This is a genomic window from Micromonospora sp. NPDC047521 (assembly GCF_055587305.1).
Genome location: NZ_JBVJGN010000016.1, coordinates 86,157 through 106,305 on the forward strand (window position 1 = coordinate 86,157; position 20,149 = coordinate 106,305).

Here is a 20,149-nt window from a genome sequence, read left to right on the forward strand (position 1 = left end):
GGAGCCCAGTGCTACCGGGATGTGACACATGGGCAACTGGGTGGTCTCTCTCGCCGGGCCTCGACGGATCAGCCTCGAGCCCTGCCCCCCGGATCCGCTCGGCCCCGGCCAGGTCCGCGTCCGCACCTGCTACTCGGGCATCTCCGCCGGCACCGAGCTGACCCTCTACCGGGGCAGCAACCCCCGACTCAGCAAGGACTGGGACGACACCGCCCGGATGTTCGTCCCCCGGCAGACGCCGGTGCCCTACCCGCTCGTCGGCTTCGGCTACGAGGAGGTCGGCGAGGTCGTCGAGGTGTCGCCGGAGGTCACCGACAGGCACCCGGGGCAGCTCGTGTGGGGCATCTGGGGGCACCGGGCCGAGGCGGTGCTCGCCGCCGACGCGGTCCGTCCGCTCCCCGGCGGGCTGGACCCGCTCGCCGGCGTCTTCGCCCGGCCCGGCGCCATCGCGCTGACCGCCGTGCTCGCCGGCGACCTGCACCTGGGTGACTGGGTGGGTGTCTTCGGGCAGGGCGTCATCGGTCTGCTCGCCACCCGACTCGCCGTGCTCTCCGGTGCCCGGGTGGTCGCCGTCGACCGGGTGCCCGACCGGCTGGAGCACGCCGCCCGCTACGGCGCGTGGAGCACCGTGGACGCCGGCGTCGAGTCGGCCGCCGCCGTGCTGCGCGGGGCCACCGGTGGCCGGGGCGCGGACGTCTGCCTGGAGCTGTCCGGGGCGTACCCGGCCCTGCACGAGGCCATCCGCTCGACCGCCCACGCCGGTCGGGTCGTGGCCGCCGGCTTCTACCAGGGCCAGGCCGACGCGCTCGGCCTCGGTGAGGAGTTCCACCACAACCGCATCCAGTTGGTTGCCGCCCAGGTCTCCGGCCCCACCCCCGCGCCGAGCATGGCCGGCCGGTGGACCGGGGACCGGGTGGCGCAGACCTTCATGGACCTGGTGGCTGAGCGCAGCGTCGACCCGTTGCCGCTGGTCAGCCACATCGTCGACGCCAGCGCGGTCGCCGACGCCCTCGCGCTGCTCGACCGCGGCGCCGGTGACGTCCTCCAAGTGGTGTTGAGGTTCTAGATGACCACCATCGCGCTGGCCTGCCAGGAACAACTCCTGCCGGGCACCAACCTGATCCAGAAGTACGCCCTCGCGTCGGCCCTCGGCTACCAGGGCATCGAACTGCGCGGACGCGGCGACCTCGCGTTCGCCCGCCGGCTGCCGGAGCTGCGCCGGGCCCGCGCCGCCGGGGTGGTGATGCCCACCGTCTGCGTCGAGATGGACCACTTCATCGGCGACTTCGACAGGGCCCGGTCCGCCGACGCGGTCCGCAACCTGCGCTCGCAACTGTCGGTGATCGCCGAGCTGAGCGGCGTCGGGGTGATGACCCCGGCCGCCTGGGGGATGTTCTCCCGGCGGTTGCCGCCGTTCGAGCCGCCCCGCCCGCCGGCCGGCGACCGGCAGGTCCTCCTCGACGCGCTCGGCGAGCTGGGCGAGCACGCCCGGTCCGAGGGGGTCACCCTCTTCCTGGAACCCCTCAACAGGTACGAGGACCACATGGTCAACCGGCTCGACGAGGCGGTCGCCCTGTGCGCGGCGCTCGCGCTGCCCTCGGTGCGGGTGGTCGCCGACACCTTCCACATGAACATCGAGGAGGACGACGTGCACCGGGCGCTGCGGGCCGCCGCGCCGTACCTCGGGCATGTGCAGGTCAGCGACTCCAACAGGTACCAGCCCGGTGCCGGGCACCTGGACTGGCCGGCGCTGATGCGGACCCTGCTGGAGCTGGACTACCGGGGCTGGCTGGCCCTGGAGTGCCGGTTGCGCGGTGACCCGGTCCGCGCCCTGCAACAGGCCGCCACGGTGCTGCGGCAGGCGCTGCCCCGGCGGGCCGCCGCATGAGCGCCGAGGTCGGGCCGGCACGGGTCGGCGGGACCGCCGTGGCCCGTACCGGTGGTCCCGCCGACCTGGCCGGGCTGCGCCGGCTCGCCATCGACACGCTCGACTCCAACTGGGAACACGACCACACCGTGCCGTCGCGCACCCTCTACCCGCACCAGTGGAGTTGGGACTCGGCGTTCATCGCGATCGGCCTGGCCCAGATCCGCCCCGAGCGGGCCTGGACGGAGCTGGACAGCCTGTTCCGGGCGCAGTGGGCCGACGGGCGGGTGCCGCACATCGTGTTCAACCCGGCGCTTCGCGTCGGCTCGTACTTCCCGGGGCCGGAGCTGTGGGGCTCGGCGAACGCCGAGGGGGCGCCTGCCGTGCACACCTCCGGTCTGGTCCAGCCGCCGGTGCACGCGCTCGCCGCGTTGCTGGCGTACCGGCGGGCACCCGGGCAGGCCAGCCTGGCCGCGTTGCGCCGGCTCTACCCGGCGCTCGTCGCCCAGCAGCGCTACCTGGCCGGACGGCGGGACGTGGCGGGCGACGGACTGGTCTGCGTCGTGCACCCGTGGGAGTCCGGACTGGACAACAGCCCGGCCTGGGACGAGCCGATGGCGGCGGTGCCGGCCGAGGCGGCAGTCATGCGCGCGTACCGTCGGCACGACACCGCGCACGCCGACGCCGCGCACCGCCCCACGGACCTGGACTACGCGCGGTACCTGGCGATCGTCGCCGCCTACCGGGAGCACGGCTACACCGACCGGGGCCTCGCCGAGCGCCACCCGTTCCTGGTGGAGTGCCCGCTGTTCAACGCGGCGTACGGCGCGGCCGAACACGCCCTCGCCGAGATCGCCGCGCTGATCGGCGCCGACCCCGGGCCGCACCGGGTCCGCGCGGCCCGGATCACCGACGCCCTGGTCCGCCGGCTGTACGACCCGGACACCGGTACGTTCCAACCCCGCGACCTGCGCACCGACCGGCTGCTCGGCGCGCGGACCGTGCTGGGGCTGACGCCGCTGATCCTGCCCGACCTGCCGGCGCGGCACGCCGACGCGCTCGTCGTCGAGGCGACGTCGGCGCGCTTCGGGGTCGCCGGGCGGATGGACCGCCCGCTGCCCAGCCACGACCGCACCGCGCCGGACTTCGAGCCGCTGCGCTACTGGCGTGGACCGAGCTGGCTGAACATCGGTTGGCTGGTACGCCGGGGGCTCGCCGCGCACGGGCATCCGGAGCTGGCGGCCGGGCTGCGAGAGTCGATGATCGGCCTCGTCGCCGACGCCGGCTGCCACGAGTACTTCCACCCGGACACCGGCGCGGGGCTGGGCTCACCGGCGTTCGGGTGGACCGCCGCGCTGCTGCTCGACCTGCTGGCCGACGAGCCGGCGCGCTGAGCGGCCCCGCCGCAAGTGGTAGCGTGCCCGACCCAACGGTCGGGGGAGGGGCGGCGTGGCCGAGATCGACAAGGTGGCCTGGATTCTCGTGCGGGACGGGCTGGTGCTCAGCACCCGCTCCCGGGGCAAGGACGTGTGGTATCTGCCGGGTGGCAAGCGCGAGCCGGGGGAGACCGACCTGGAGACCCTGCGCCGGGAGATCGACGAGGAGTTGAGCGTCGCGGTGGACGTACGCGACGCCGTGCACCTGGGCACGTTCACCGCCCAGGCGCACGGGCACGCGGCCGGCACCACCGTCCGGATGACCTGCTACCGGGCCGGGTACGAGGGACGCCTGCGGCCCGCCGCCGAGATCGCCGAGATGGCCTGGCTGGGGTACGCGGACCGGCACCGCACCTCCCCTGTCGACCAGGTCATCTTCGCGCACCTGCGGACGGCGGGTCTGCTGCGCTGAGCGCCGTTTGCCGAGCGTGTGCCCGGGTAAGCGCGGGACCCGTGGCGGACAGGAGGGCGGCGTGCGGTTCCCCCGCTTCATCGACGCGGTGTCCCGGCGCTCCGGGCTGCCCACCGAGCAGGCTGCCGTGGTGGCGCGTGCCGTTCTCCAGACGATGGCCGAACGGGTCACCGGTGGCGGGAACCACGACCCCGCCGGCGAGCTCCCGGACGAACTCCACCCGTACCTGCGCGGTCCGGATCGCGCGCCCGCCGCGTCGGCGGCCGTCGCCGGGCCGGCGGAGTTCCTGCGCCGGGTCGCCGATCGGGCGGGCGTCGACGAGGCGACCGCCCGGGCCGGCACCGGCGCCGTGTTCGTGACGCTGCGCGAGGCCGTCACCGTGCGCGAGTTCCGGCAGATGGTGGACGCCCTGGCCCGTGACCAGGACGGTGGCGTGACCCCCGCCGTCCCGCCGTCCGTCGGGGAGTGAACGCGCGCAGGACGCCCCGTCCGGTCATCGGGCCGATGCCCAGCCGGTGAACCGTTCGAGCAGGTCGGCCGACGCTGCCGACGCTCCGAGTTCGACTGCCGCCTCCGCGCCCACCGTCGCCAGGTGGCTCAGCAGCGCCGGCCGGTCGTTGCGGTACTCGGCGAGCAGGAGCAGCTTCGCGGGCGAACACGGCCAGGCGATCCCGCACGCCCGGCAACGCCAGGTGGGCCGCGAGGGCAGGTGGTCCGGGCGGCGGCTCACACCGCCACCTTTCGGGGTACGGCTGGGCGGCGGCGCGGCGGCTCGGGCGGACCCGGCAACAGGTGCGCGCCGGCGGGCATCAGGTACAGCTCCCGTCGGGCCACCGCGTCCCCGTCGCGCCCCAACTCGTAGCACTCGATCCACACCCAACCGTGGTAGGTGTGCCGCTCGACCAGCACCCGGATCACGCGGACCGTGATCGCCCGGACGAACTGAGGGCTCGCCTCCCGGGTCAGGCGCAGCACGTCGCCGGACCGGATCGCCCGTGTCTCCACCCCGACGGTCGGCCTCGCCGGCGTCGCATCGGGCGTCTTCGGTGTGTCCGGCATGGATTCCCCTCACATCCCGTTGGGAAGGGGGCCCGGCCTCGGTGCTCGCCGTCGGGTCGACCGGGCCCCCGCTACGAACGCGCTCGGCGGGCTTCGTCGCCTCCACCGCTCACGCCGTCACCCACACCCTGCCGAGGGTTGCCTGACAATCACACAGCGTTAGATGATTTCTTCGGAACGCTCCATTGGCTCCCGAAGGGACGCAGGCATGAACCATGCATTCGTCGCGGCGCTCGCTGAGGCCTCCGAGACGGCCGAGAGTCTGGCCGGTCGCATGGGGATCCACCCGAAGACCGTCGCCCGCTGGGCAAATCCGGGACGCGTCCCGCAGACCCGACACCGTGCCGAGGTGGCGAAGATCCTCCACAAAGACGTGGTGGACCTGTGGCCGGACGTCTTCAACCGCCGCGAGCCGGTCTGGTTCCGGCCGTGGGTCGACATCGAACGCGAGGCGGTCGCCCTGCGCGCGTTCCAACTCGCCTGGGTGCCGGGCCTGCTCCAGACCGAGGCCTACGCCCGCGCCACGCTCGCCTGGGAAGCGCTGACAGCGACAGAGGTAGACGAGTTGGTGTCCGCGCGCATGGATCGGCAGGGAATCCTCACTCGTGAGCGGGGGCCGCTTTTCGTGGCGGTGCTGGATGAGGGGATCATCCGCCGCGGTATCGCCGGGGGGCGCTCTCTCATGGCTGATCAGCTCGCTCACCTCGTCACCTGTGCTGACCTGCCGAGCGTGCAACTCCACGTCGTGCCCAGCGAGGCGATCGCCTACCCGGGCCTGAACGGGCCGTTCACTCTCGCCGAGTTGCCAGACGGCACGCGAGTGGGCCATGTGGACAGTCAGGCGCAGGCACAAATAGTCGACCAGACGTCGGAAATTGCTACCCTCGAGCGACGATGGGAACGCATCCGGGGCGAGGCCCTTCCCCGAGGGCGGTCCCTGGACCTCCTGAGAGAAGCGGCAGCATCATGGACGTGACCAGCGCACGGTGGCGCAAGAGCACCAGGAGCGGCAGCAACGGCGGTGACTGCGTCGAGGTTGCCGACAATCTGCCCGGCGTCGTCCTGGTCCGTGACACGAAGAACCGCGACGGCGGCACCCTCGCGTTCGCCCCGGCCTCCTGGCGGGCGTTCGTCACCCAGATCGCCGCGGGCTCCTAGAGCGTCTCTGGCCTAGTGCAGTGGCCACCTACGAGGTCGCGCTCGCGTTGCTTGTCGATGCGTCAGGCGCGGTACTGATGCAGCACCGCGACGAGGACGCACCCGTCTCGCCGAACCAGTGGAGCCTTCCCGGCGGCCACCTTGAGCTTGGCGAGACGCCCGAGGAGGCAGCCCGTCGCGAGTTGTGGGAAGAGACCGGTCTGACGGCGGACGCGCTGCATCCCCTCTGGAGTGGCCCGCGTCCGTACGAGGCCGGCTTCCCGCACACCGTGACGGTGCACGTGTTTCAGGGCATCACGACGGCGCGGCAGGAAGACGTGGTCCTCGGCGAGGGGCAGGCGGTGGTCTTCGTCCCTCGGGACGAGGTACTTGACCGCGAGCTGGCAGTTTCCTCCGCGATGGTCCTGTCGTCCTATCTCGCGGACACGGCCGGGTGATCGACTCTGTATCGCCGATGGTGAGTTGATCAGGCGCGGCGGTCAGGCGTCGGCGTCGGGCAGTTCGTCGGGCTCGGCGACCCAGGCGGAGAAGACCGGCACACCGTGCCACGGCCCGGTGGTGCCGTCGGAGCGCCGGTCGGTGGCGACGGCGACCGCCGCGTACGGGTGGCCGAAGCGCAGTTCGGCGGTGCGGCGGACGCCCTCCGGCGGCAGGCTCGTCAGCCCGAACATGCCGGTGACGGCCGCCGCCTCGAAGCCGTACCGCCCGAACCGCGCCATCGCCACCTGCCGTGCCTCGAAGTTCCGCACCGGCAGGGCCAGCGCCCTTCCCAGGGTCGCCGACGCGGCGGCGAAGCCCAGCGCCGGCCCGGTCAAATCGTGTTCGCTGCGTGCCGACCAGCAGGGCAGCACGGCCGTGTGCCGTTCCTCGCGGCCGTCGCGCGCACGGGTCCGTACCCTCTCCTCGCGGATCGTCGAGAGGGGAGCGTCGCCGAGCGGCAGGTCGAACAGCGAGCGGTGACCGGCCGGTTGCGCGCCGTCGGCCGCGCCGGCGCTGATCCGGTACGCGGCGGCCAGCACATCGGCCGCCGGCACCTGCGGTGCGGCGGCCACCGAGAGGACGACCAGGCCGGCGCCGTCGTCCGCCTTGGCCGACGCGGCGTGCGTGATCACCTCGCCGGCCTCCGGGGTCGTCGCGATGGCGCAGCGGTGACCGTGCTCCGGGGTGCGCAGCACCCGGCGCAGCCGGCCTGCCCAGAGGCTGTCCGCTCCGAACGCGTGGGCGTCGGCGACGTCGAACGGCTCGGCCCAGGAGATGCGGGTGGCCAGGGCGCTGGCGAGGGCGAGCACCACCTCCGGCGTGACTTTCAGCGGGAAGTGTTCGATCAGGCCGAGTGTGTGCTCGCGCGCCCAGGCGTCCAGCCCGGCCTGGTCGGGCAGCACGCCCACCTCGGTCGTCGCGGGCAGGGCGGCCCGCCAGTCGGCCGGTCCGCCCTCGCCCCCGCCGGGCCGGTGCCAGAGCGCGGTGGCGGACGCGACAAGCGGGTGCGGCGCGTCCAGCAGCGCGCGGGCGATCGTCGCGGCGGTGTCCAGGTCGGTGCCCAGGGCCTCGGTCAGCGGCCCCTCGGCGCGGTCGGGTGCGGTCGCGGCGGCCAGCGCGAGCAGCAGCCAGGCTCCGAGCGGCGAGGCGACGTGGTGCCGGTCGCCGATCGTGGTGTGCAACCGCGCGGCGTACGCGGCAAGCGGCCCGTGCAGGTCGGTCGTCATGCCTCCACTCTGCCCGCCGGCCGGCTTCACGACCACAGCTCGAAGGGCTCGTCGATCTCCTCTCCGGCCAGGAAGCCGGTGATCAGCCGGGGGAGTTGGCCGGGGTAGAAGCGTTCCGGGCTGGCCACCACCTCCGGCAGCGGCCACCAGCGGAAGCCGAAGTAGTCCTCCAGTTCGTAGTCGAGCCGGTGCGCCTCGTCCACGTCCGGGCCGGGGCCGGTCAGCCGTACCGTGACGACGACCTCGTCCTGGACGTGCCGCACCTGCCGGTGCAGGAAGCTGGCCCGCCGCCGCCAGGTCGGCTCGCCGATCTGGTCGGCGGCAACGACGAGGCCGGTCTCCTCGCGCAGCTCCCGCACGGCCGTGTCGCGGTACGTCTCCCCGGCGTCCATGCCGCCGCCGGGCAGCTCCCACCAGGTGCCCAGCCGGGGATGGTCCGGGTCCCGGGTGTGGAACAGCAGTACCCGTTCGGCGTCGTCGAGGACCACCACCCGCACGGCACGCCGTTCGAGGATCGGCAGGTCGTCGGGCAGCTCGCTCATCGGGCCAGTCTGCCGCAGCACCGCCCGCGCCGGTGCGCCGCCGGGGCCGGTAGGCTGCCCGCCGTGGCTGGACTGTTGAGGAACGTGGCGGCGCGCATCTCCCGGGTCGGCGCGGCGATCCCGTCGCCCCGCCGTACCGGGCCGGGTCCGGCGCAGGTGGCCCGCCGTCGCCAGGTGAGCGCGCTACAGAGGCGCGAGCTGACCTACGCCCCGGAGCGGGACGGCCAGGCCGACCCCGGCGAGATCGTCTGGACCTGGGTGCCGTACGAGGACGACCCCCGGCAGGGCAAGGACCGGCCGGTGCTTGTGGTCGGGCGGCACAGTCGGACGCTGTTCGGGTTGATGCTGTCCAGCCAGAGCGAACGGGACGGGCAGCGGCACTGGCTGGCGCTCGGCCCGGGCGAGTGGGACCGGGACAACAGGCCGAGCTGGGTACGGCTCGACCGGGTGCTCACCATGCGTGAGGACAGCATCCGCCGCGAGGGCGCGATCCTGGACCGGCCCCGGTTCGAGCGGGTCGGGCAGGCACTGCGCGCCGGCTACGGCTGGCGCTGACCTCCGTCAGGCCGGTTCGCGGCTCGGGCCGACCGCGGCGCCGCGCGCGTCCGGCGGCGGGTACTGCTGTTCGGCGAGCAGCCGTGCGAGGTGCGCGCTGTTCAGCGCGAGAGCCTTCGTCGTACGGCCGGTGGTGTCGTCCTTCGGCCCGGCGTCGCGGTAGTCCACCTTGTGCAGTGCCTCGCCGACCCAGTACGTCGCGCCGGCGGCGGGGCAGGTGAAGCCCACCTCGTTGAGCGCCTGCTGCACCTGGCCGATGGTGTGGTGCGCGCCGTCCTCGTTGCCCACGACGGCGACGCCTGCCACCTTGCCGTAGGTCAGGAGCCGGCCCTCGGCGTCGGTCTCGGAGAGTTCGGCGTCGAGGCGTTCGAGGACCATCTTGCATACGCTGGACGGCTGACCGAGCCAGATCGGCGTGGCGATGACGAGGATCTGCGCGGCCAGCAGTTTGGCGCGGATCGCGGGCCAGCCGTCGCCGTGCCCCTCGTCGGTGGACACCCCGAAGCGCACATCGTGGTCGACGACCCGGACCAGGTCGCCGTCCACGCCCTGCGTGGCCAGCTCGGTCAGGACCTCCCGGCCGAGCTGCTCGGCGCTCGACGGCGCCGGCGACGGCTTGAGGGTGCAGTTGAGTACGAGGGCGCGGATGCTCGCCACGTCTGTTCCTCTCGGCCGTCGGGCGCTCTCACCGTCACCCCATACCCGGGCGCCGGCCCGAATCACGCGGACCGAATCACGCGGGCCGAATCACCCGGACAGGTGAGAGCGGCACGATGCCAGCCGATCCGGTCAGCGCCGTCGCCGCCCCGCTGCCCGAGCGGTAATTCGGTGGGGCCGGCCGTCCGCCCGGTGGCAGGGTGTCGGCATGTCCTCCGAGGTGGCCGAATGGGTCCGTACCGACTTCGGCCTCGACGTGACCACGATGGACGCGGTCACCCACGGCGCCGACCGGTACGCCCAGCTGTGGCGGGCGCGGGCCGTCGACGGAGCCCGGTACGCCGTGAAGCTCAGCGGGGGCGGCACCTCGGCAGGGCTGGCGGTGTCCGCGTACCTCGCCGGGCAGGGCGTGCCGGGCGTGCCCGCGCCGCTGCGGACCCGGGACGGGCGGCTGTGGGCCGACCGCGACGGCCGCCGCCTCACCGTGGTGCCGTGGGTCTCCGACACCCGGGCGCTCGACGGTCCGATGACCGTGGCGCACTGGCGCTCGTACGGCGAGGTGCTGGCTGCGGTGCACGCCGTGCCGGTCACCGACGAGCTGGCGCGGCTGCTGCCGCGCGGCGGGTCCGCGTACCCCCGGATCGTGGCCGCGACGCGGGCGGTGGCGCGACGGCTGCGCGACCCGGCACCGGATCCGGTGGCCGCCGACCTGGCGGCGGTCTGGTCGGCGGCGGCCGACCGGGTGTCCCTGCTGACCCGCGCTGTCGAACGCCTCGCCGCCGATGAGCCCCCGGGGACGCCTGTGGTCTGCCACGGCGATCCGCACCTGGGCAACCTGCTGCTCGGCCCGGACGGTCAGGTCTGGCTGATCGACTGGGACGACGCGGTGCTCGCGCCACCCGAGTGCGACCTGATGTTCGTCACCGGTGGGGTGCTCGCCTTCGCGCCGGTCACCGCCCAGCAGCGGGAGGCGGTGCTCGCCGGCTACGGCGGGACCGACGGCGACCGGTCGCGGCTCGCCTGGTTCCTCGCGGTCCGCGCGCTCGACGACCTCAGTGACTGGACCCGCCAGGCACTGGATCCGGGCGCCGACGAGGCGGAGCGGGCCTTCGCCCGCCGGATCGTACGGGGACTGGTGTCGGCGGACGGCCTGGTCACCCTCGCCGAGGTGGCGCTGCGTGACCTCGCCCGGCGGTGACCGCGCCGGTGTGGCAGCTCAGAGATCGGCCAGCGGGACGCTGTCGACGAGCTGCCGGGGTGAACGGGCGCCGCCGAGGCTCTTCGCCTGGTACATGGCCGCGTCGGCGCGACTGAGGGCGTCGGTGAGCTGAGCCGGGCCGGTCACCGGCGCGAGCCCCACCGAGGCGGTCACCCGTACGCTGCACCCGGCCAGCCGGATCGGCGCGGCGACGGTCTCGCTGAGCCGTCGCGTGGCGTGGTCGATCCACCGCCTGTCGATGGTGGGGCTGGCGAGCAGCCCGGCGAACTCGTCCCCGCCCAGGCGGGCGACCAGGTTGTCGCCGGCGAACCCGGCCAGCCGCTCGGCCACGCTGATCAACACCTGGTCGCCGGCCGCGTGGCCGTACCTGTCGTTGATCTGCTTGAAGTCGTCCAGGTCGAGCACGACGGCGATCAGCGGCTCCCCGGCCGCGTCGGTGAGCAGGGCGGCCGCGAGCCGGTAGAAGGCGCGGCGGTTGGGCAGGCCGGTGAGCGGGTCGTGGCTGGCCGCGTGCCGCTCGGCGGCCAACTCGGCCTGGAGGTGGCCGATCTCGGCCTCGGCGCGCACCGCCCTGCGGCGCAACTGCCAGGAGGAGAGCAGCGCACCCGCCGCGCAGATGCCGGAGGCGACACTCATCGGATCCGGCAGGAGCCCTCCCATCAGCGCGACCGCCTCCAGTCTCCGGCCGACGCGGCGAACACCGTGCCGGGCCCGTTTCCCCCGGGTGGTTGCCCAGCCCAGGGTTACTCAACGTGAACGGATGCGCACCATTCACGTGCGTTATCATGCTCGCCGTCCGGTGCAGATGCAATAGCAGATGCACGTGCAGAATGTCCGACGTCGTTACCGCACCCCTCGCCGTCACCGCTCCTCCCACGGGCACCGGCGGGCTCGTGAGCAGAAAGACTTCCTCATGCAGCAGCCACCCAATGGTGTGCCGATCCATCAGTTGCCCCCGTTGACCTGGCAGAAAAGCCGCCGCAGCAACCCCAGCGGCAACTGTGTCGAACTCGCCGAACTGCCCGGGGGAGCCGGCATCGCGGTCCGCAACTCCCGACATCCGGAGGGGCCGGCGCTGATCTACACAGTGGACGAGATCGCCGCGTTCGTGCTCGGAGCGCGGGACGGCGACTTCGACCATCTGATCAACTGACCGTCCCTGCCGGGCCGACCCGAATCACCGGTCCGGAGGAGTTCACCTCACTGTCGGTCCATGGCATGCTTACACGTCGGTCGGGCCGGGTTCCCGTCCGCGAGGTCGGTATCCGGAGGTCCGCACGTGACGATGGTTCCCGCCGAGGGAGGCCCGACAACCGGGCCCACCGTGCTGCGCATGCTGCTCGGCGCCCAACTGCGCCGTCTGCGGGAGTCCAGCGGGGTGACCCGGGAAGGCGCCGGCTGGGAGATCAGGTCCTCCGAATCCAAGATCAGTCGGATGGAGCTGGGCCGCGTCGGCTTCAAGGAACGCGACGTGGCCGACCTGCTCACCCTCTACGGCGTCACCGACGAGGGTGAGCGCGAGGCGCTGCTCAAGCTCGCGCGGGACGCCAACAGCCCCGGCTGGTGGCACCGCTACGGCGACGTGCTGCCCAGCTGGTTCCAGTCGTATCTGGGCCTGGAGGCGGCGGCCGCGCTGATCCGCAGCTACGAGGTGCAGTTCGTCCCCGGGCTGTTGCAGACCCGGGAGTACGCTCGCGCGGTCGTCCTGCTCGGGCACGGCTCCGCCGGCTCCGCCGAGATCGACAGGCGGGTCTCGCTGCGGATGCAGCGCCAGCAGTTGCTGCAGCGGGACAAGCCGCCGCAGCTCTGGGCTGTGGTGGACGAGGCGGCACTGCGGCGGCCGATCGGCGGCGCCGAGGTGATGCGCGGCCAGCTCACCGCACTCATCGAGGCGACCAAGTCACCGCACATCCGCCTCCAGGTCATCCCGTTCGCCGCCGGGGGGCACGCCGCGGCCGGCGGCGCCTTCACGATCCTGCGCTTCGGTGACCAGGAGCTGCCCGACATCGTCTACATTGAACAGTTGACGAGCGCGATCTACCTCGACAAGCGCGACGACCTGGAGTATTACGCCGTCGCCATGGAGCGGCTCTGCGTCGAGGCCGAGCCGCCGGAGCGTACGCCGGAGATCCTCGGGCGGCTGCTGGAGGAGCACTACCAGGCGTGATGCCCGCGACGCCGGAGCGTTCGCGGGCCTTCCGTATTGACCGTCGCCGACTCGTCGGGCTAGTCTCTGTATCGATACAGTCTGGATCGATACAGAGGGGTGCCGGTGAAGCCAACACTGCAAGCCGTGGCGGACGCCGTCGGCGTCTCCCGCAGCACCGTGTCCAACGCGTACAGCCGCCCCGACCAGCTCTCCGCCGCCCTGCGCGAGCGCATCCTTGACGCCGCCCGCCAGCTCGGCTACCCCGGCCCCAACCCCACCGCGCGATCCCTGCGGCGCGGCTTCGTCGGCTCCATCGGGGTGCTGTTCACCTCCCAGCTCTCGTACGCCTTCACCGACCCCTTCGCGGTCCGCTTCCTCGCCGGCGTCGGCGAGGCCGCCGAGCGGCACGGCACCAGCATGCTGCTCGTGCCGCTGCCCGAGGCCCAGACCGACGCCCGCCGGGCCGTGGAGAACGCCGCCGTCGACGGCTTCTGCGTCTACTGCGTGGCCGACGAGGAATGGGCCCTGGACGTCATCCGGGCGCGCGGCCTGCCGTACGTCAGCACCGCCCCGCGCGACGACGCCGGCGCGGACGAGCGGTTCGTCGGCATCGACGAACGGGCCGCGGCGTACAGCGCCGCCGCGCACGTGGCAGGTCTCGGCCACCGCCGGGTGGCCCTGCTCGCCGACGCGGTGCTGCCCGACGCGCCGGCCGGGCCGCTCACCCTGTCCGGGGCGCACGAGGTGTGGCACCCGACGACCAGGGGCCGGCTCACCGGCTTCGCCGACGCGTTCGCCGAGGTCGGCATCGACTGGGCCGACCTGACCCTGCTCAACGCCCGGGGCAACAGCCGCCAGGCAGCGACCGCCGCCGTCGCCGGGCTGTTCGACGGGCCGGCGCCGCCGACCGCCGTGCTGGCCGGCTCGGACGTGCTCGCCCTCGGCGTGCTCGACGTCCTGGCCCAGCGGCCCGCCGGCACCAACCCGCCGGTGTCGGTGACCGGCTTCGACGACGTCCCCGAGGCCGCGGCGGCCGGCCTCACCACCGTCCGGCAACCGGCGAAGGAGAAGGGCCGCATCGCCGCCGAACTGCTGCTCGACCCACCCGCTGATGCCACGGCCGGCCACGTCCTGCTACCCACCGCACTCGTCGTCCGGACCTCCACCGGACCTGTCCCGAGGAGCTGATCATGGAATACCCGACCGGATACGTCACCGCTCTCGACGCCATGAGCCGCCACGTCAACTCGGCCCGCCCGGACGCCCCCGTCCAGGTCGAGCGCGTCCGCCGGCCGCTGCTCGCCCCGACCCGGCAGGCGACAGCCGTCGCCCTGCGCCGGCTCGCCGACCGGATCCAGCCCCGACCGGTGCCCCGCTGCTCCTGACCACCGCCCATTTGGGCATGAGCGGGACGAAGGGTGCCGGCCCGGGCACGCAGGGTGGTCGAGTGGGAAGTCGCCAGGCAGACTGGTGAAGCCATGTCGCCCTTCATGCCCACCCTCCGTCTCCACGACCGCTACGTACTGCACGAGCGGATCGGTCTCGGTGGCATGTCCGAGGTGTGGCGGGCCGACGACGAGGTGCTCGGCCGGCCGGTCGCCATCAAGGTGCTCGCCGGGCAACTCGCCGCCGACCCGCAACTGCGGGCCACCATCCAACGCGAGGCCCGCGCCGCTGCCCGGCTGACCCACCCGCACGTCACCCAGGTGTACGACTACGCCGAGGCGACCCTCGCCGGCGGCGTCGTCGTCCCGTACCTGGTCATGGAGCTGGTCGAGGGGCACAACCTGGCCGACCGGCTGCGTACCGGCCCGCTGCCCTGGCACGAGGCGGTCCGGGTGGCCGGGCAGATCGCCGCCGCGCTGGCCGCCGCACACCGCATCGGGGTGGTGCACCGGGACGTCAAGCCGGGCAACGTCATGCTCACCGACACCGGCGCCAAGGTGCTCGACTTCGGCATCGCCGCGCTCGGCGGGCTCGACAGCCAGTCCGGCGAGCCGCTGATGGGCACACCCGCGTACTTCGCCCCGGAACGCCTCACCGCCGGCCCGCCCGACCCGGCGAGCGACGTGTACGCCCTCGGCGCGCTGCTCTACCGCACCCTCACCGGGCAGGCGCCGCTGCCCGTGCAGAGCTGGGAGGACGCCCTCGACGTGCACCGGCGGGGCACGCCGGTGCCGCCGCTGCGGGTGGCCGGTCTGCCCTCCGACATCGCCGAGCTGACAGTCGCCTGCCTCGCCGCCGACCCGGCCCGCCGCCCGTCCGCCGCGCACCTGGCCCGCCGGTTCGGGGCCGGCCAGCCGGTCGAGCCTCCTACCGAGCTGCTGCGCATCCTGCCCAGCGCCCACCCGCCCACGCTGATCGACCGCTCGGCGGCCCGCCCCCACCCCGCACCGGTAAAGGCCCCACCGCGCCGGCGTTCTCGCCGGCCCGCCGCCGTGCTGGTCGCGGCCGGCCTTGCGGCGGTCGTCGGCGCGGGCGCACTGCTCGCCCAGAACCTGGACACTCCCGAGCGTCCCGTCCAGGTCGCCGGTCCGCCGCCGAGCAACACCCCGTCGCCCCGACCCAGCACCCAGGCGCCGACGTCGGCGCCGCCGTCCGCGTCCCCTGCCCCCAGCAGCGCCGCGCCCTCGACCGTCGGTCAGCAGGTGCCGGTCAGCCTGCGCCAGGTCACCAACGAGTTCACCGCGACGCTCGCCGAGGCGCAGGCGCGCGGTGAGATCGACCGCAGGACGGCCGAGGACCTGCGCGACGACCTCGCCGACGCCAACCGTCGGTCCCGGGACCGCGCCAAGCGCGTCGCGGACCTGCGCGAACGCATCGCCGACCTGGTCGACCGGGGCAGACTTTCCGCGCGGACGGCCGCCGACCTCGACAGACTGCTCGGTCAGGCGACCACCTTCTCCACCGACCGTACGGACGACTGATCCATCCGCCTGTCTCACTGGCATGATGGGCCGATGCGGACACGGTTGATCTTCGTGCGTCATGGTGAGTCGGTCCACCAGGTCGACGGGACCGTGGGCGGACCGCACGGATGTCGCGGGCTGACCGCGCTCGGCCACGACCAGGCACACCGGCTCGCCCGACGACTCGCCGAGGACCACGCTGTCGACCGGCCGGTGGCGGTCTACTCGTCGGTGCTGCGCCGGACCGTCGAGACCGCGCAACCGATCGCCGCGGCGTTCGGCCTGCGTGCCGTGGCGGACTGCGGTCTGTGCACCTGGCACACGCCCCCGTACGCCGACGGCCTGCCGCTCACCCGTTTCCGGAGCGAGCACGCCGCGGTGGGCGGAGGGCTGTTCCGGCCGTTCGAAACCGGCAACGAGAGCTGGGCCGAACTGGTCGTCCGGATCAGCCGGGCGATCATGGAGATCGCCCAGCGGCACCGGGGCTCCACAGTGGTCCTCGTCGGCCACACCGCGACCGTCGAGGTCGCCTTCCACGCGCTCGCCGCCCAGCCGCTGCACCGGGGGTTCGACCTGGTCATCGCGCCGGCCTCGATCACCGAATGGACCACCGACCACGACACCGGCGCCTGGCCACCGGCCCGCTGGACCCTGCACCGCTTCGGCGACACCGCCGGGTCAGCCAGAGGCCGATCCAGCATCGGCGGGCCGGCCTAGAGGCTGACCCAGTACCGGCGGGCCGGGCCCAGCTCGGTGTCCCGGACGTCCTCCAGAACGCCGCCGTGACGCTCGATCGTCCGCGCCGACGCCACATTGTCCGCCGCGCAGACGATCAGCACCCGATCCAGGCCGATCGCCCGTGCCTCGCCGAGCATCCGGCCCAGCGCCCAGGTCGCCAGCCCTCGCCGTCGCGCGGACGGCCGGATGCCGTACCCGACGTGGCCGGCGCCGCGCAGCAGGACGTCGTTCAGCTCGTGCCGCAACGCGATCCCGCCGAGCACACGGTCGTCCTCGACGATCCACCGGTGCGTGCACCGCACCTGACCCTCGGCGAGAAGCGTCCCGGGATCCGCCTGCTCGTTCACCCGTCGCACCCAGGCCGCGAATCCGTCAGGTGAGCGCACCTCGTCGGACGGCCGCAGCCCGAAACCGTCCTCGTGCAGGCCGGGGCCCCACTCGTCGTGCGCGTCGAGCCAGGCGCCGTGCAGACCGACGGTGGGCACGACCAGCTCGGGCATCAGTGGACCCGTCAGTCGTTCAGGATCTGCTCGCGCAGGATCTCCGCGTGCCCACAGTGCTGCGCCAGCTCGCGCAGCACGTGCAGATAGACCCAGCGCAGCGGCAACGGGCCACGGCGGTTGCCCCGGAGCAGGTCGTCCAGCCCGAGCGACGCCGTGGCGCGGCGGGACGCCTCGCACGCCTCCCGATGCGCCCGCTGGATCGCGGCGATCGTGTCGGCGTCGTCCAGGACGAACGACTCGTCGGGCGTAGCCGGGATGCCGATCTCAGCCCGCGAGCGGCAGGTGACAGCCTCGTCGAACCAGACCTTCTCGACGAACGTCGCGTGCTTCACCAGACCCAGCAGCGTGGTCCGCGACGGCACCAACGACCGGCGCGCCTGCTCCTCGGTCAACCCGTCCAGGTAGCCGTTGAGCGCCAGGCGGTGCTCGTCGATGAACGCCTCGAACTGCGCCTGCGCCGGCTGGCCGACGACATCCTCGGCGAACGTGGGCGGGAAAACGGTCATGAGGGAAGCATTCCAAGCCGGCCGGTCGAGAGCAACCACGGCACGCTCACCCGACCGTAACCCGGTCGCCGTCCGCCACCCGGCCGGCGCGGACCACCCTGGCGTACGCGCCGACGCACGGCTGCGGGCCCATCCCGGGCAGCGGCTCGACCCGGTTGAGCCGGGCGGGCACCCGCAGCGCCTCGGGCTCGCGGGGCAGCGGGCCGTGCGCGAGCGTCGGCACCGCGCAGCGCGGCGTCGGAGCGAGCACGGCGAGCACCAGGTCGGGGCCGACCCGCAGTTCCCGACCCACCCAGTCGTTCTCGGCGAAGGCCGCCGCGTCCGTGTCGAGCACCAGGTTGGCCCGGTAACGGTCGACAGTGCCGGCCCCGGGCGGCAGGCTCCCGGTGATCCGGTCCAGGGTCGCTGTGGTGACCAGGTGGATGGGGGCGAAGTCGAAGAAGGTGCCGGGCACCACCGCCCCGAGGCGGCTCTCGTCGGCCGGGACCTCGTCGGTCAGGCCGGCGGCGAGCACCGCGTCCGGGTGGGACCGCAGCAGGGTGGCACCGTCCGGCAGGGTGTCGACAACTGTCACCGGGTGGCCCACCGCCGCGCTGAGCGTCTCGTCGACGGTGGGGTCGGCGGCCGACAGGTGCCGCCCGTCGGGCAGGGTGATCCGGATCGGGTCGGGCGCCCCGCCGGTCGCCCGCAGGGTGAGCAGGTCGCGCCAGCGGTGCGGTTGCTTGGCGCTGGCGACCCGTCCGCTGGCCCGGTCCAGCAGGGCCAGCGCACGATCACCCACGACGCCGGCCACACCCACCTCGGCGGCCGGGATCCGTTCGCCGAGCAACGACTTCACCGGGTATCGCCGCAGCTGCGCCAGCCGTCCTGAGATCATCCCGCCACCCTAACCGGGCTCAGTCGATGCTCACTCGAACCAGTTCTCCCGGTGCCGTACCTGCCCGTGCGCACACCTCGCCCTGTGGCGTCCAGACGCCGGAACGCCCCGCCGCCTCCGTGTAGCCGCCACCTGTCGACCCGGCGAAGCTCGCCATCGCCACCCACACCCGGTGCGTGACGGCGATCCGGTGGGCCCGCTGGTCCACCACGGCGGTGTCGGACGCCGACTCCAGCACCCCCGCCGCGTACACGTCGACGCCGAGCGCGACCGTGCGCTGCGCGTGCGCGGCGACGCCTGTGTCCTTGCAGACGGCAAGCCCCAGCCGCCATCCGTCCACAGTGAGCACACCCGGTGTGTCACCCGGTCGGAACCGGCGGGCCTCCGCCCCACCCAGGCACATCTTGCGGTACGCCACAGTCACACCGTCACCGGTCACGGCCAGCACCCCGATGTGGTCACCGGCGACCGGCGCGCCCGCCAGCGCCAGCGCCCTCGTCTCGGCGCACGCGCGCACCAGCGGTGCCAACCGTGGGTCGTCGGTGGGCACGACAGGGGCGTCCAACTCGTACCCGGTCAGCGACAGCTCCGGAAAGACCACCACCCGGGCGCGCGCCGCGCGGACCGCGTCGGCGTGCGCCCGCGCGTTGGCCGCGACATCAAGGGGTACGCACAGTGGCTGCGCCGCCGCGAGCCGCAACGGGGTACGGCCGTCGGCGCGTACGGCGGCCTCTCGGTCGGCTCTCAGGATCGCTTCGTAGCGTGTGGGCATGATTCGAACGTCGCACGCCGTGCTCGCCACCGGAACCCCTGCCGCCGCCGCGGAACCGCCGCAGGGCGGCATCGTCGGCTACGTCAGCGACCTGGTGGAACGGCTCGGCGGCCCGGGCGCGGGCCTGGCGGTGGCGCTGGAGAACCTGTTCCCCCCGATCCCCAGCGAGGTGATCCTGCCGCTGGCCGGGTTCGTCGCCGCGCAGGGTCGGATCAGCCTGTTCGGTGCGATCTTCTGGACCACGCTCGGCTCGGTGGTGGGCGCGCTGGCGCTCTATCTGATCGGCGCGTCACTGGGCCGCGACCGGATGCGCGCCATCGCGGCCCGGCTGCCGCTGATCAAGCTCAGCGACGTGGACCGGACCGAGGCGTGGTTCCTGCGGCACGGCGTGAAGGCTGTCTTCTTCGGCAGGATGATCCCGATCTTCCGGAGCCTGATCTCCATCCCGGCCGGGGTGGAGCGGATGCCCGTACCGGTCTTCCTGCTCTACACCACGCTGGGCAGCCTGATCTGGAACACCACCTTCGTGCTCGCCGGCTACCTGCTCGGCGACAACTGGCACCTCGTCGAGGGGTACGTCGGCACGCTCCAGAACGTGGTCATCGTGGTCTGTGTGGCGGGCGTCGCGTGGTTCGTCGGATCCCGGGTGCTGCGCGCCCGCCGCGCCGCACGGAACCCCGAACCCACCGCCCCCGAGCAGCCCTCGCCGAACGGGGTGCCCGACCCGGGCGGTCGCGGCACTCTCTACCGCAGCGGCTCCTGGCCCGCCAACGACCGCTAGACGGGCGATCCGTGACAGTCGGCCGAAGGTGCGCGCGGTACGGCCGCGCCGGTCCGGTCGGCTTCAGACCCCCGCAGTCGGACAACTCGCCCCCGAAGGGTGCGTTGTCTCTTCCGGTCCCTTTCACCATGATCAGCCGTCCATGATCGAAACAACATCCCCGATATGGCGGTATCTCGGCGTCCCGAATGGCACCGTATCGGCGATATGGAGTGGATCATCGTCCTGGGCGCCCGGGGTGCCCCCGCCCGGTGTCCGGCTGGGGTGTTTGTCTGGTCTGGGGTCGTGTGGGTTGTGACCGGT

At 73.3% G+C, this 20,149-nt stretch carries 27 protein-coding genes; 17 read left to right on the forward strand and 10 right to left on the reverse strand.

The features are described 5' to 3' along the window. Nucleotides 1-28 precede the first annotated feature (28 nt). The 5 genes from ACZ6N8_RS27250 to ACZ6N8_RS27270 all read left to right on the forward strand — a co-directional run bounded on the left by ACZ6N8_RS27250 (nt 29) and on the right by ACZ6N8_RS27270 (nt 4,184). Nucleotides 29-1,066 carry a zinc-dependent alcohol dehydrogenase gene (locus tag ACZ6N8_RS27250; protein WP_466013406.1) on the forward strand — a complete coding sequence of 346 codons (1,038 nt, stop codon included), beginning with the start codon at nt 29-31 and terminating at the stop codon, nt 1,064-1,066. Continuing rightward, entirely contained in the window at nt 1,067-1,888 is an 822-nt protein-coding gene (locus tag ACZ6N8_RS27255; RefSeq protein ID WP_466013408.1) for a TIM barrel protein, read from the forward strand. Further along, nucleotides 1,885-3,261, forward strand: coding sequence for an MGH1-like glycoside hydrolase domain-containing protein (locus tag ACZ6N8_RS27260; RefSeq protein WP_466013410.1), 1,377 nt, complete (start codon nt 1,885-1,887; stop codon nt 3,259-3,261). Before ACZ6N8_RS27255 ends, ACZ6N8_RS27260 begins: the two co-directional genes overlap by 4 nt. 55 nt (nt 3,262-3,316) lie before the next feature. Next, complete coding sequence (locus tag ACZ6N8_RS27265) at nt 3,317-3,715, forward strand: NUDIX hydrolase (protein WP_466013412.1); 399 nt, start codon at nt 3,317-3,319, stop codon at nt 3,713-3,715. A 61-nt stretch (nt 3,716-3,776) separates the two neighbouring features. Beyond that, nucleotides 3,777-4,184 carry a DUF2267 domain-containing protein gene (locus ACZ6N8_RS27270; protein ID WP_466013414.1) on the forward strand — a complete coding sequence of 136 codons (408 nt, stop codon included), beginning with the start codon at nt 3,777-3,779 and terminating at the stop codon, nt 4,182-4,184. A gap of 24 nt (nt 4,185-4,208) precedes the next feature. Here ACZ6N8_RS27270 and ACZ6N8_RS27275 read toward each other — a convergent pair whose 3' ends face one another. Next, on the reverse strand, nt 4,209-4,445 hold the full coding sequence (locus ACZ6N8_RS27275) for a flavin reductase (protein ID WP_466013416.1): 237 nt from the start codon (nt 4,443-4,445) through the stop codon (nt 4,209-4,211). Beyond that, complete coding sequence (locus ACZ6N8_RS27280) at nt 4,442-4,774, reverse strand: hypothetical protein (RefSeq protein ID WP_466013418.1); 333 nt, start codon at nt 4,772-4,774, stop codon at nt 4,442-4,444. The genes ACZ6N8_RS27275 and ACZ6N8_RS27280 overlap by 4 nt, the downstream gene beginning before the upstream one ends. A 208-nt stretch (nt 4,775-4,982) precedes the next feature. Between ACZ6N8_RS27280 and ACZ6N8_RS27285 the strand changes: the two genes are divergently transcribed. From ACZ6N8_RS27285 to ACZ6N8_RS27295, 3 genes are read left to right on the forward strand one after another with little or no spacing between them, the layout of a single operon-like run. Continuing rightward, entirely contained in the window at nt 4,983-5,750 is a 768-nt protein-coding gene (locus ACZ6N8_RS27285; RefSeq protein WP_466013420.1) for a DUF5753 domain-containing protein, read from the forward strand. Continuing rightward, on the forward strand, nt 5,741-5,932 hold the full coding sequence (locus ACZ6N8_RS27290; RefSeq protein ID WP_466013422.1) for a DUF397 domain-containing protein: 192 nt from the start codon (nt 5,741-5,743) through the stop codon (nt 5,930-5,932). Before ACZ6N8_RS27285 ends, ACZ6N8_RS27290 begins: the two co-directional genes overlap by 10 nt. A gap of 20 nt (nt 5,933-5,952) precedes the next feature. After that, nucleotides 5,953-6,369, forward strand: coding sequence for an NUDIX hydrolase (locus ACZ6N8_RS27295; RefSeq protein WP_466013424.1), 417 nt, complete (start codon nt 5,953-5,955; stop codon nt 6,367-6,369). 42 nt (nt 6,370-6,411) lie between these two features. Here ACZ6N8_RS27295 and ACZ6N8_RS27300 read toward each other — a convergent pair whose 3' ends face one another. Both ACZ6N8_RS27300 and ACZ6N8_RS27305 read right to left on the reverse strand, forming a co-directional pair. Further along, nucleotides 6,412-7,638 (reverse strand): hypothetical protein, encoded by a 1,227-nt coding sequence (locus ACZ6N8_RS27300; protein ID WP_466013426.1) that lies wholly within the window; start codon nt 7,636-7,638, stop codon nt 6,412-6,414. Between the two features lie 26 nt (nt 7,639-7,664). Continuing rightward, nucleotides 7,665-8,180 carry an NUDIX hydrolase gene (locus ACZ6N8_RS27305; RefSeq protein WP_466013428.1) on the reverse strand — a complete coding sequence of 172 codons (516 nt, stop codon included), beginning with the start codon at nt 8,178-8,180 and terminating at the stop codon, nt 7,665-7,667. 63 nt (nt 8,181-8,243) lie between these two features. Between ACZ6N8_RS27305 and ACZ6N8_RS27310 the strand changes: the two genes are divergently transcribed. Then, the gene (locus ACZ6N8_RS27310; RefSeq protein ID WP_354818926.1) at nt 8,244-8,735 is read left to right on the forward strand and encodes a type II toxin-antitoxin system PemK/MazF family toxin; all 492 of its coding nucleotides are present in this window, start codon (nt 8,244-8,246) and stop codon (nt 8,733-8,735) included. Nucleotides 8,736-8,741: 6 nt separating this feature from the next. Here ACZ6N8_RS27310 and ACZ6N8_RS27315 read toward each other — a convergent pair whose 3' ends face one another. Next, nucleotides 8,742-9,392 carry a flavodoxin family protein gene (locus ACZ6N8_RS27315; protein WP_466013430.1) on the reverse strand — a complete coding sequence of 217 codons (651 nt, stop codon included), beginning with the start codon at nt 9,390-9,392 and terminating at the stop codon, nt 8,742-8,744. A 208-nt stretch (nt 9,393-9,600) separates the two neighbouring features. On the opposite strand from ACZ6N8_RS27315, the gene ACZ6N8_RS27320 reads away from it, so the two are divergent. Next, entirely contained in the window at nt 9,601-10,590 is a 990-nt protein-coding gene (locus ACZ6N8_RS27320; protein WP_466013432.1) for a phosphotransferase enzyme family protein, read from the forward strand. A gap of 18 nt (nt 10,591-10,608) precedes the next feature. On the opposite strand, the gene ACZ6N8_RS27325 is transcribed toward ACZ6N8_RS27320, so the two are convergent. Then, nucleotides 10,609-11,259 carry a GGDEF domain-containing protein gene (locus ACZ6N8_RS27325; RefSeq protein ID WP_466013458.1) on the reverse strand — a complete coding sequence of 217 codons (651 nt, stop codon included), beginning with the start codon at nt 11,257-11,259 and terminating at the stop codon, nt 10,609-10,611. A gap of 265 nt (nt 11,260-11,524) precedes the next feature. Between ACZ6N8_RS27325 and ACZ6N8_RS27330 the strand changes: the two genes are divergently transcribed. The 6 genes from ACZ6N8_RS27330 (at nt 11,525) to ACZ6N8_RS27355 (ending at nt 16,386) form a co-directional block, all read left to right on the forward strand. Further along, entirely contained in the window at nt 11,525-11,764 is a 240-nt protein-coding gene (locus tag ACZ6N8_RS27330; protein WP_139584525.1) for a DUF397 domain-containing protein, read from the forward strand. A gap of 126 nt (nt 11,765-11,890) precedes the next feature. Continuing rightward, on the forward strand, nt 11,891-12,778 hold the full coding sequence (locus ACZ6N8_RS27335) for a helix-turn-helix domain-containing protein (RefSeq protein ID WP_364376469.1): 888 nt from the start codon (nt 11,891-11,893) through the stop codon (nt 12,776-12,778). A 126-nt stretch (nt 12,779-12,904) separates the two neighbouring features. After that, nucleotides 12,905-13,948, forward strand: a complete 1,044-nt coding sequence (locus ACZ6N8_RS27340; protein ID WP_466013434.1) for a LacI family DNA-binding transcriptional regulator — start codon at nt 12,905-12,907, stop codon at nt 13,946-13,948. Between the two features lie 2 nt (nt 13,949-13,950). Further along, nucleotides 13,951-14,145, forward strand: coding sequence for a hypothetical protein (locus ACZ6N8_RS27345; protein WP_466013436.1), 195 nt, complete (start codon nt 13,951-13,953; stop codon nt 14,143-14,145). Between the two features lie 105 nt (nt 14,146-14,250). Further along, on the forward strand, nt 14,251-15,687 hold the full coding sequence (locus ACZ6N8_RS27350; protein ID WP_466013438.1) for a serine/threonine-protein kinase: 1,437 nt from the start codon (nt 14,251-14,253) through the stop codon (nt 15,685-15,687). Nucleotides 15,688-15,720: 33 nt separating this feature from the next. Beyond that, entirely contained in the window at nt 15,721-16,386 is a 666-nt protein-coding gene (locus tag ACZ6N8_RS27355) for a histidine phosphatase family protein (RefSeq protein ID WP_466013440.1), read from the forward strand. Here the strand turns inward: ACZ6N8_RS27355 and ACZ6N8_RS27360 are convergent. From ACZ6N8_RS27360 to ACZ6N8_RS27375, 4 genes are read right to left on the reverse strand one after another with little or no spacing between them, the layout of a single operon-like run. Then, complete coding sequence (locus ACZ6N8_RS27360) at nt 16,383-16,907, reverse strand: GNAT family N-acetyltransferase (protein ID WP_466013442.1); 525 nt, start codon at nt 16,905-16,907, stop codon at nt 16,383-16,385. The genes ACZ6N8_RS27355 and ACZ6N8_RS27360 overlap by 4 nt on opposite strands. Before the next feature lie 11 nt (nt 16,908-16,918). After that, on the reverse strand, nt 16,919-17,416 hold the full coding sequence (locus tag ACZ6N8_RS27365; protein WP_466013444.1) for a DinB family protein: 498 nt from the start codon (nt 17,414-17,416) through the stop codon (nt 16,919-16,921). Nucleotides 17,417-17,462: 46 nt separating this feature from the next. Next, a complete protein-coding gene (locus ACZ6N8_RS27370) occupies nt 17,463-18,293 on the reverse strand; it encodes an MOSC domain-containing protein (RefSeq protein WP_466013446.1) in 831 nt (276 codons plus the stop codon). 19 nt (nt 18,294-18,312) lie between these two features. Further along, nucleotides 18,313-19,065, reverse strand: a complete 753-nt coding sequence (locus ACZ6N8_RS27375; protein ID WP_466013448.1) for a carbon-nitrogen hydrolase family protein — start codon at nt 19,063-19,065, stop codon at nt 18,313-18,315. On the opposite strand from ACZ6N8_RS27375, the gene ACZ6N8_RS27380 reads away from it, so the two are divergent. Next, complete coding sequence (locus tag ACZ6N8_RS27380; protein ID WP_466013450.1) at nt 19,064-19,846, forward strand: DedA family protein; 783 nt, start codon at nt 19,064-19,066, stop codon at nt 19,844-19,846. The two genes, ACZ6N8_RS27375 and ACZ6N8_RS27380, sit on opposite strands and share 2 nt — an antisense overlap. The last annotated feature ends 303 nt before the right edge of the window (nt 19,847-20,149 follow it).

Excerpts from the sequence above, each read along its gene's own strand:
- ACZ6N8_RS27250 (WP_466013406.1), top strand. The coding sequence starts at position 29 with ATGGGCAACTGGGTGGTCTCTCTCGCCGGGCCTCGACGGATCAGCCTC.
- ACZ6N8_RS27255 (WP_466013408.1), top strand. The coding sequence starts at position 1,067 with ATGACCACCATCGCGCTGGCCTGCCAGGAACAACTCCTGCCGGGCACC.
- ACZ6N8_RS27260 (WP_466013410.1), top strand. The coding sequence starts at position 1,885 with ATGAGCGCCGAGGTCGGGCCGGCACGGGTCGGCGGGACCGCCGTGGCC.
- ACZ6N8_RS27280 (WP_466013418.1), bottom strand. The coding sequence starts at position 4,774 with ATGCCGGACACACCGAAGACGCCCGATGCGACGCCGGCGAGGCCGACC.
- ACZ6N8_RS27285 (WP_466013420.1), top strand. The coding sequence starts at position 4,983 with ATGAACCATGCATTCGTCGCGGCGCTCGCTGAGGCCTCCGAGACGGCC.
- ACZ6N8_RS27290 (WP_466013422.1), top strand. The coding sequence starts at position 5,741 with ATGGACGTGACCAGCGCACGGTGGCGCAAGAGCACCAGGAGCGGCAGC.
- ACZ6N8_RS27300 (WP_466013426.1), bottom strand. The coding sequence starts at position 7,638 with ATGACGACCGACCTGCACGGGCCGCTTGCCGCGTACGCCGCGCGGTTG.
- ACZ6N8_RS27305 (WP_466013428.1), bottom strand. The coding sequence starts at position 8,180 with ATGAGCGAGCTGCCCGACGACCTGCCGATCCTCGAACGGCGTGCCGTG.
- ACZ6N8_RS27320 (WP_466013432.1), top strand. The coding sequence starts at position 9,601 with ATGTCCTCCGAGGTGGCCGAATGGGTCCGTACCGACTTCGGCCTCGAC.
- ACZ6N8_RS27330 (WP_139584525.1), top strand. The coding sequence starts at position 11,525 with ATGCAGCAGCCACCCAATGGTGTGCCGATCCATCAGTTGCCCCCGTTG.
- ACZ6N8_RS27345 (WP_466013436.1), top strand. The coding sequence starts at position 13,951 with ATGGAATACCCGACCGGATACGTCACCGCTCTCGACGCCATGAGCCGC.
- ACZ6N8_RS27350 (WP_466013438.1), top strand. The coding sequence starts at position 14,251 with ATGCCCACCCTCCGTCTCCACGACCGCTACGTACTGCACGAGCGGATC.
- ACZ6N8_RS27355 (WP_466013440.1), top strand. The coding sequence starts at position 15,721 with ATGCGGACACGGTTGATCTTCGTGCGTCATGGTGAGTCGGTCCACCAG.
- ACZ6N8_RS27360 (WP_466013442.1), bottom strand. The coding sequence starts at position 16,907 with ATGCCCGAGCTGGTCGTGCCCACCGTCGGTCTGCACGGCGCCTGGCTC.
- ACZ6N8_RS27365 (WP_466013444.1), bottom strand. The coding sequence starts at position 17,416 with ATGACCGTTTTCCCGCCCACGTTCGCCGAGGATGTCGTCGGCCAGCCG.
- ACZ6N8_RS27370 (WP_466013446.1), bottom strand. The coding sequence starts at position 18,293 with ATGATCTCAGGACGGCTGGCGCAGCTGCGGCGATACCCGGTGAAGTCG.
- ACZ6N8_RS27380 (WP_466013450.1), top strand. The coding sequence starts at position 19,064 with ATGATTCGAACGTCGCACGCCGTGCTCGCCACCGGAACCCCTGCCGCC.
- ACZ6N8_RS27375 (WP_466013448.1), bottom strand. The coding sequence starts at position 19,065 with ATGCCCACACGCTACGAAGCGATCCTGAGAGCCGACCGAGAGGCCGCC.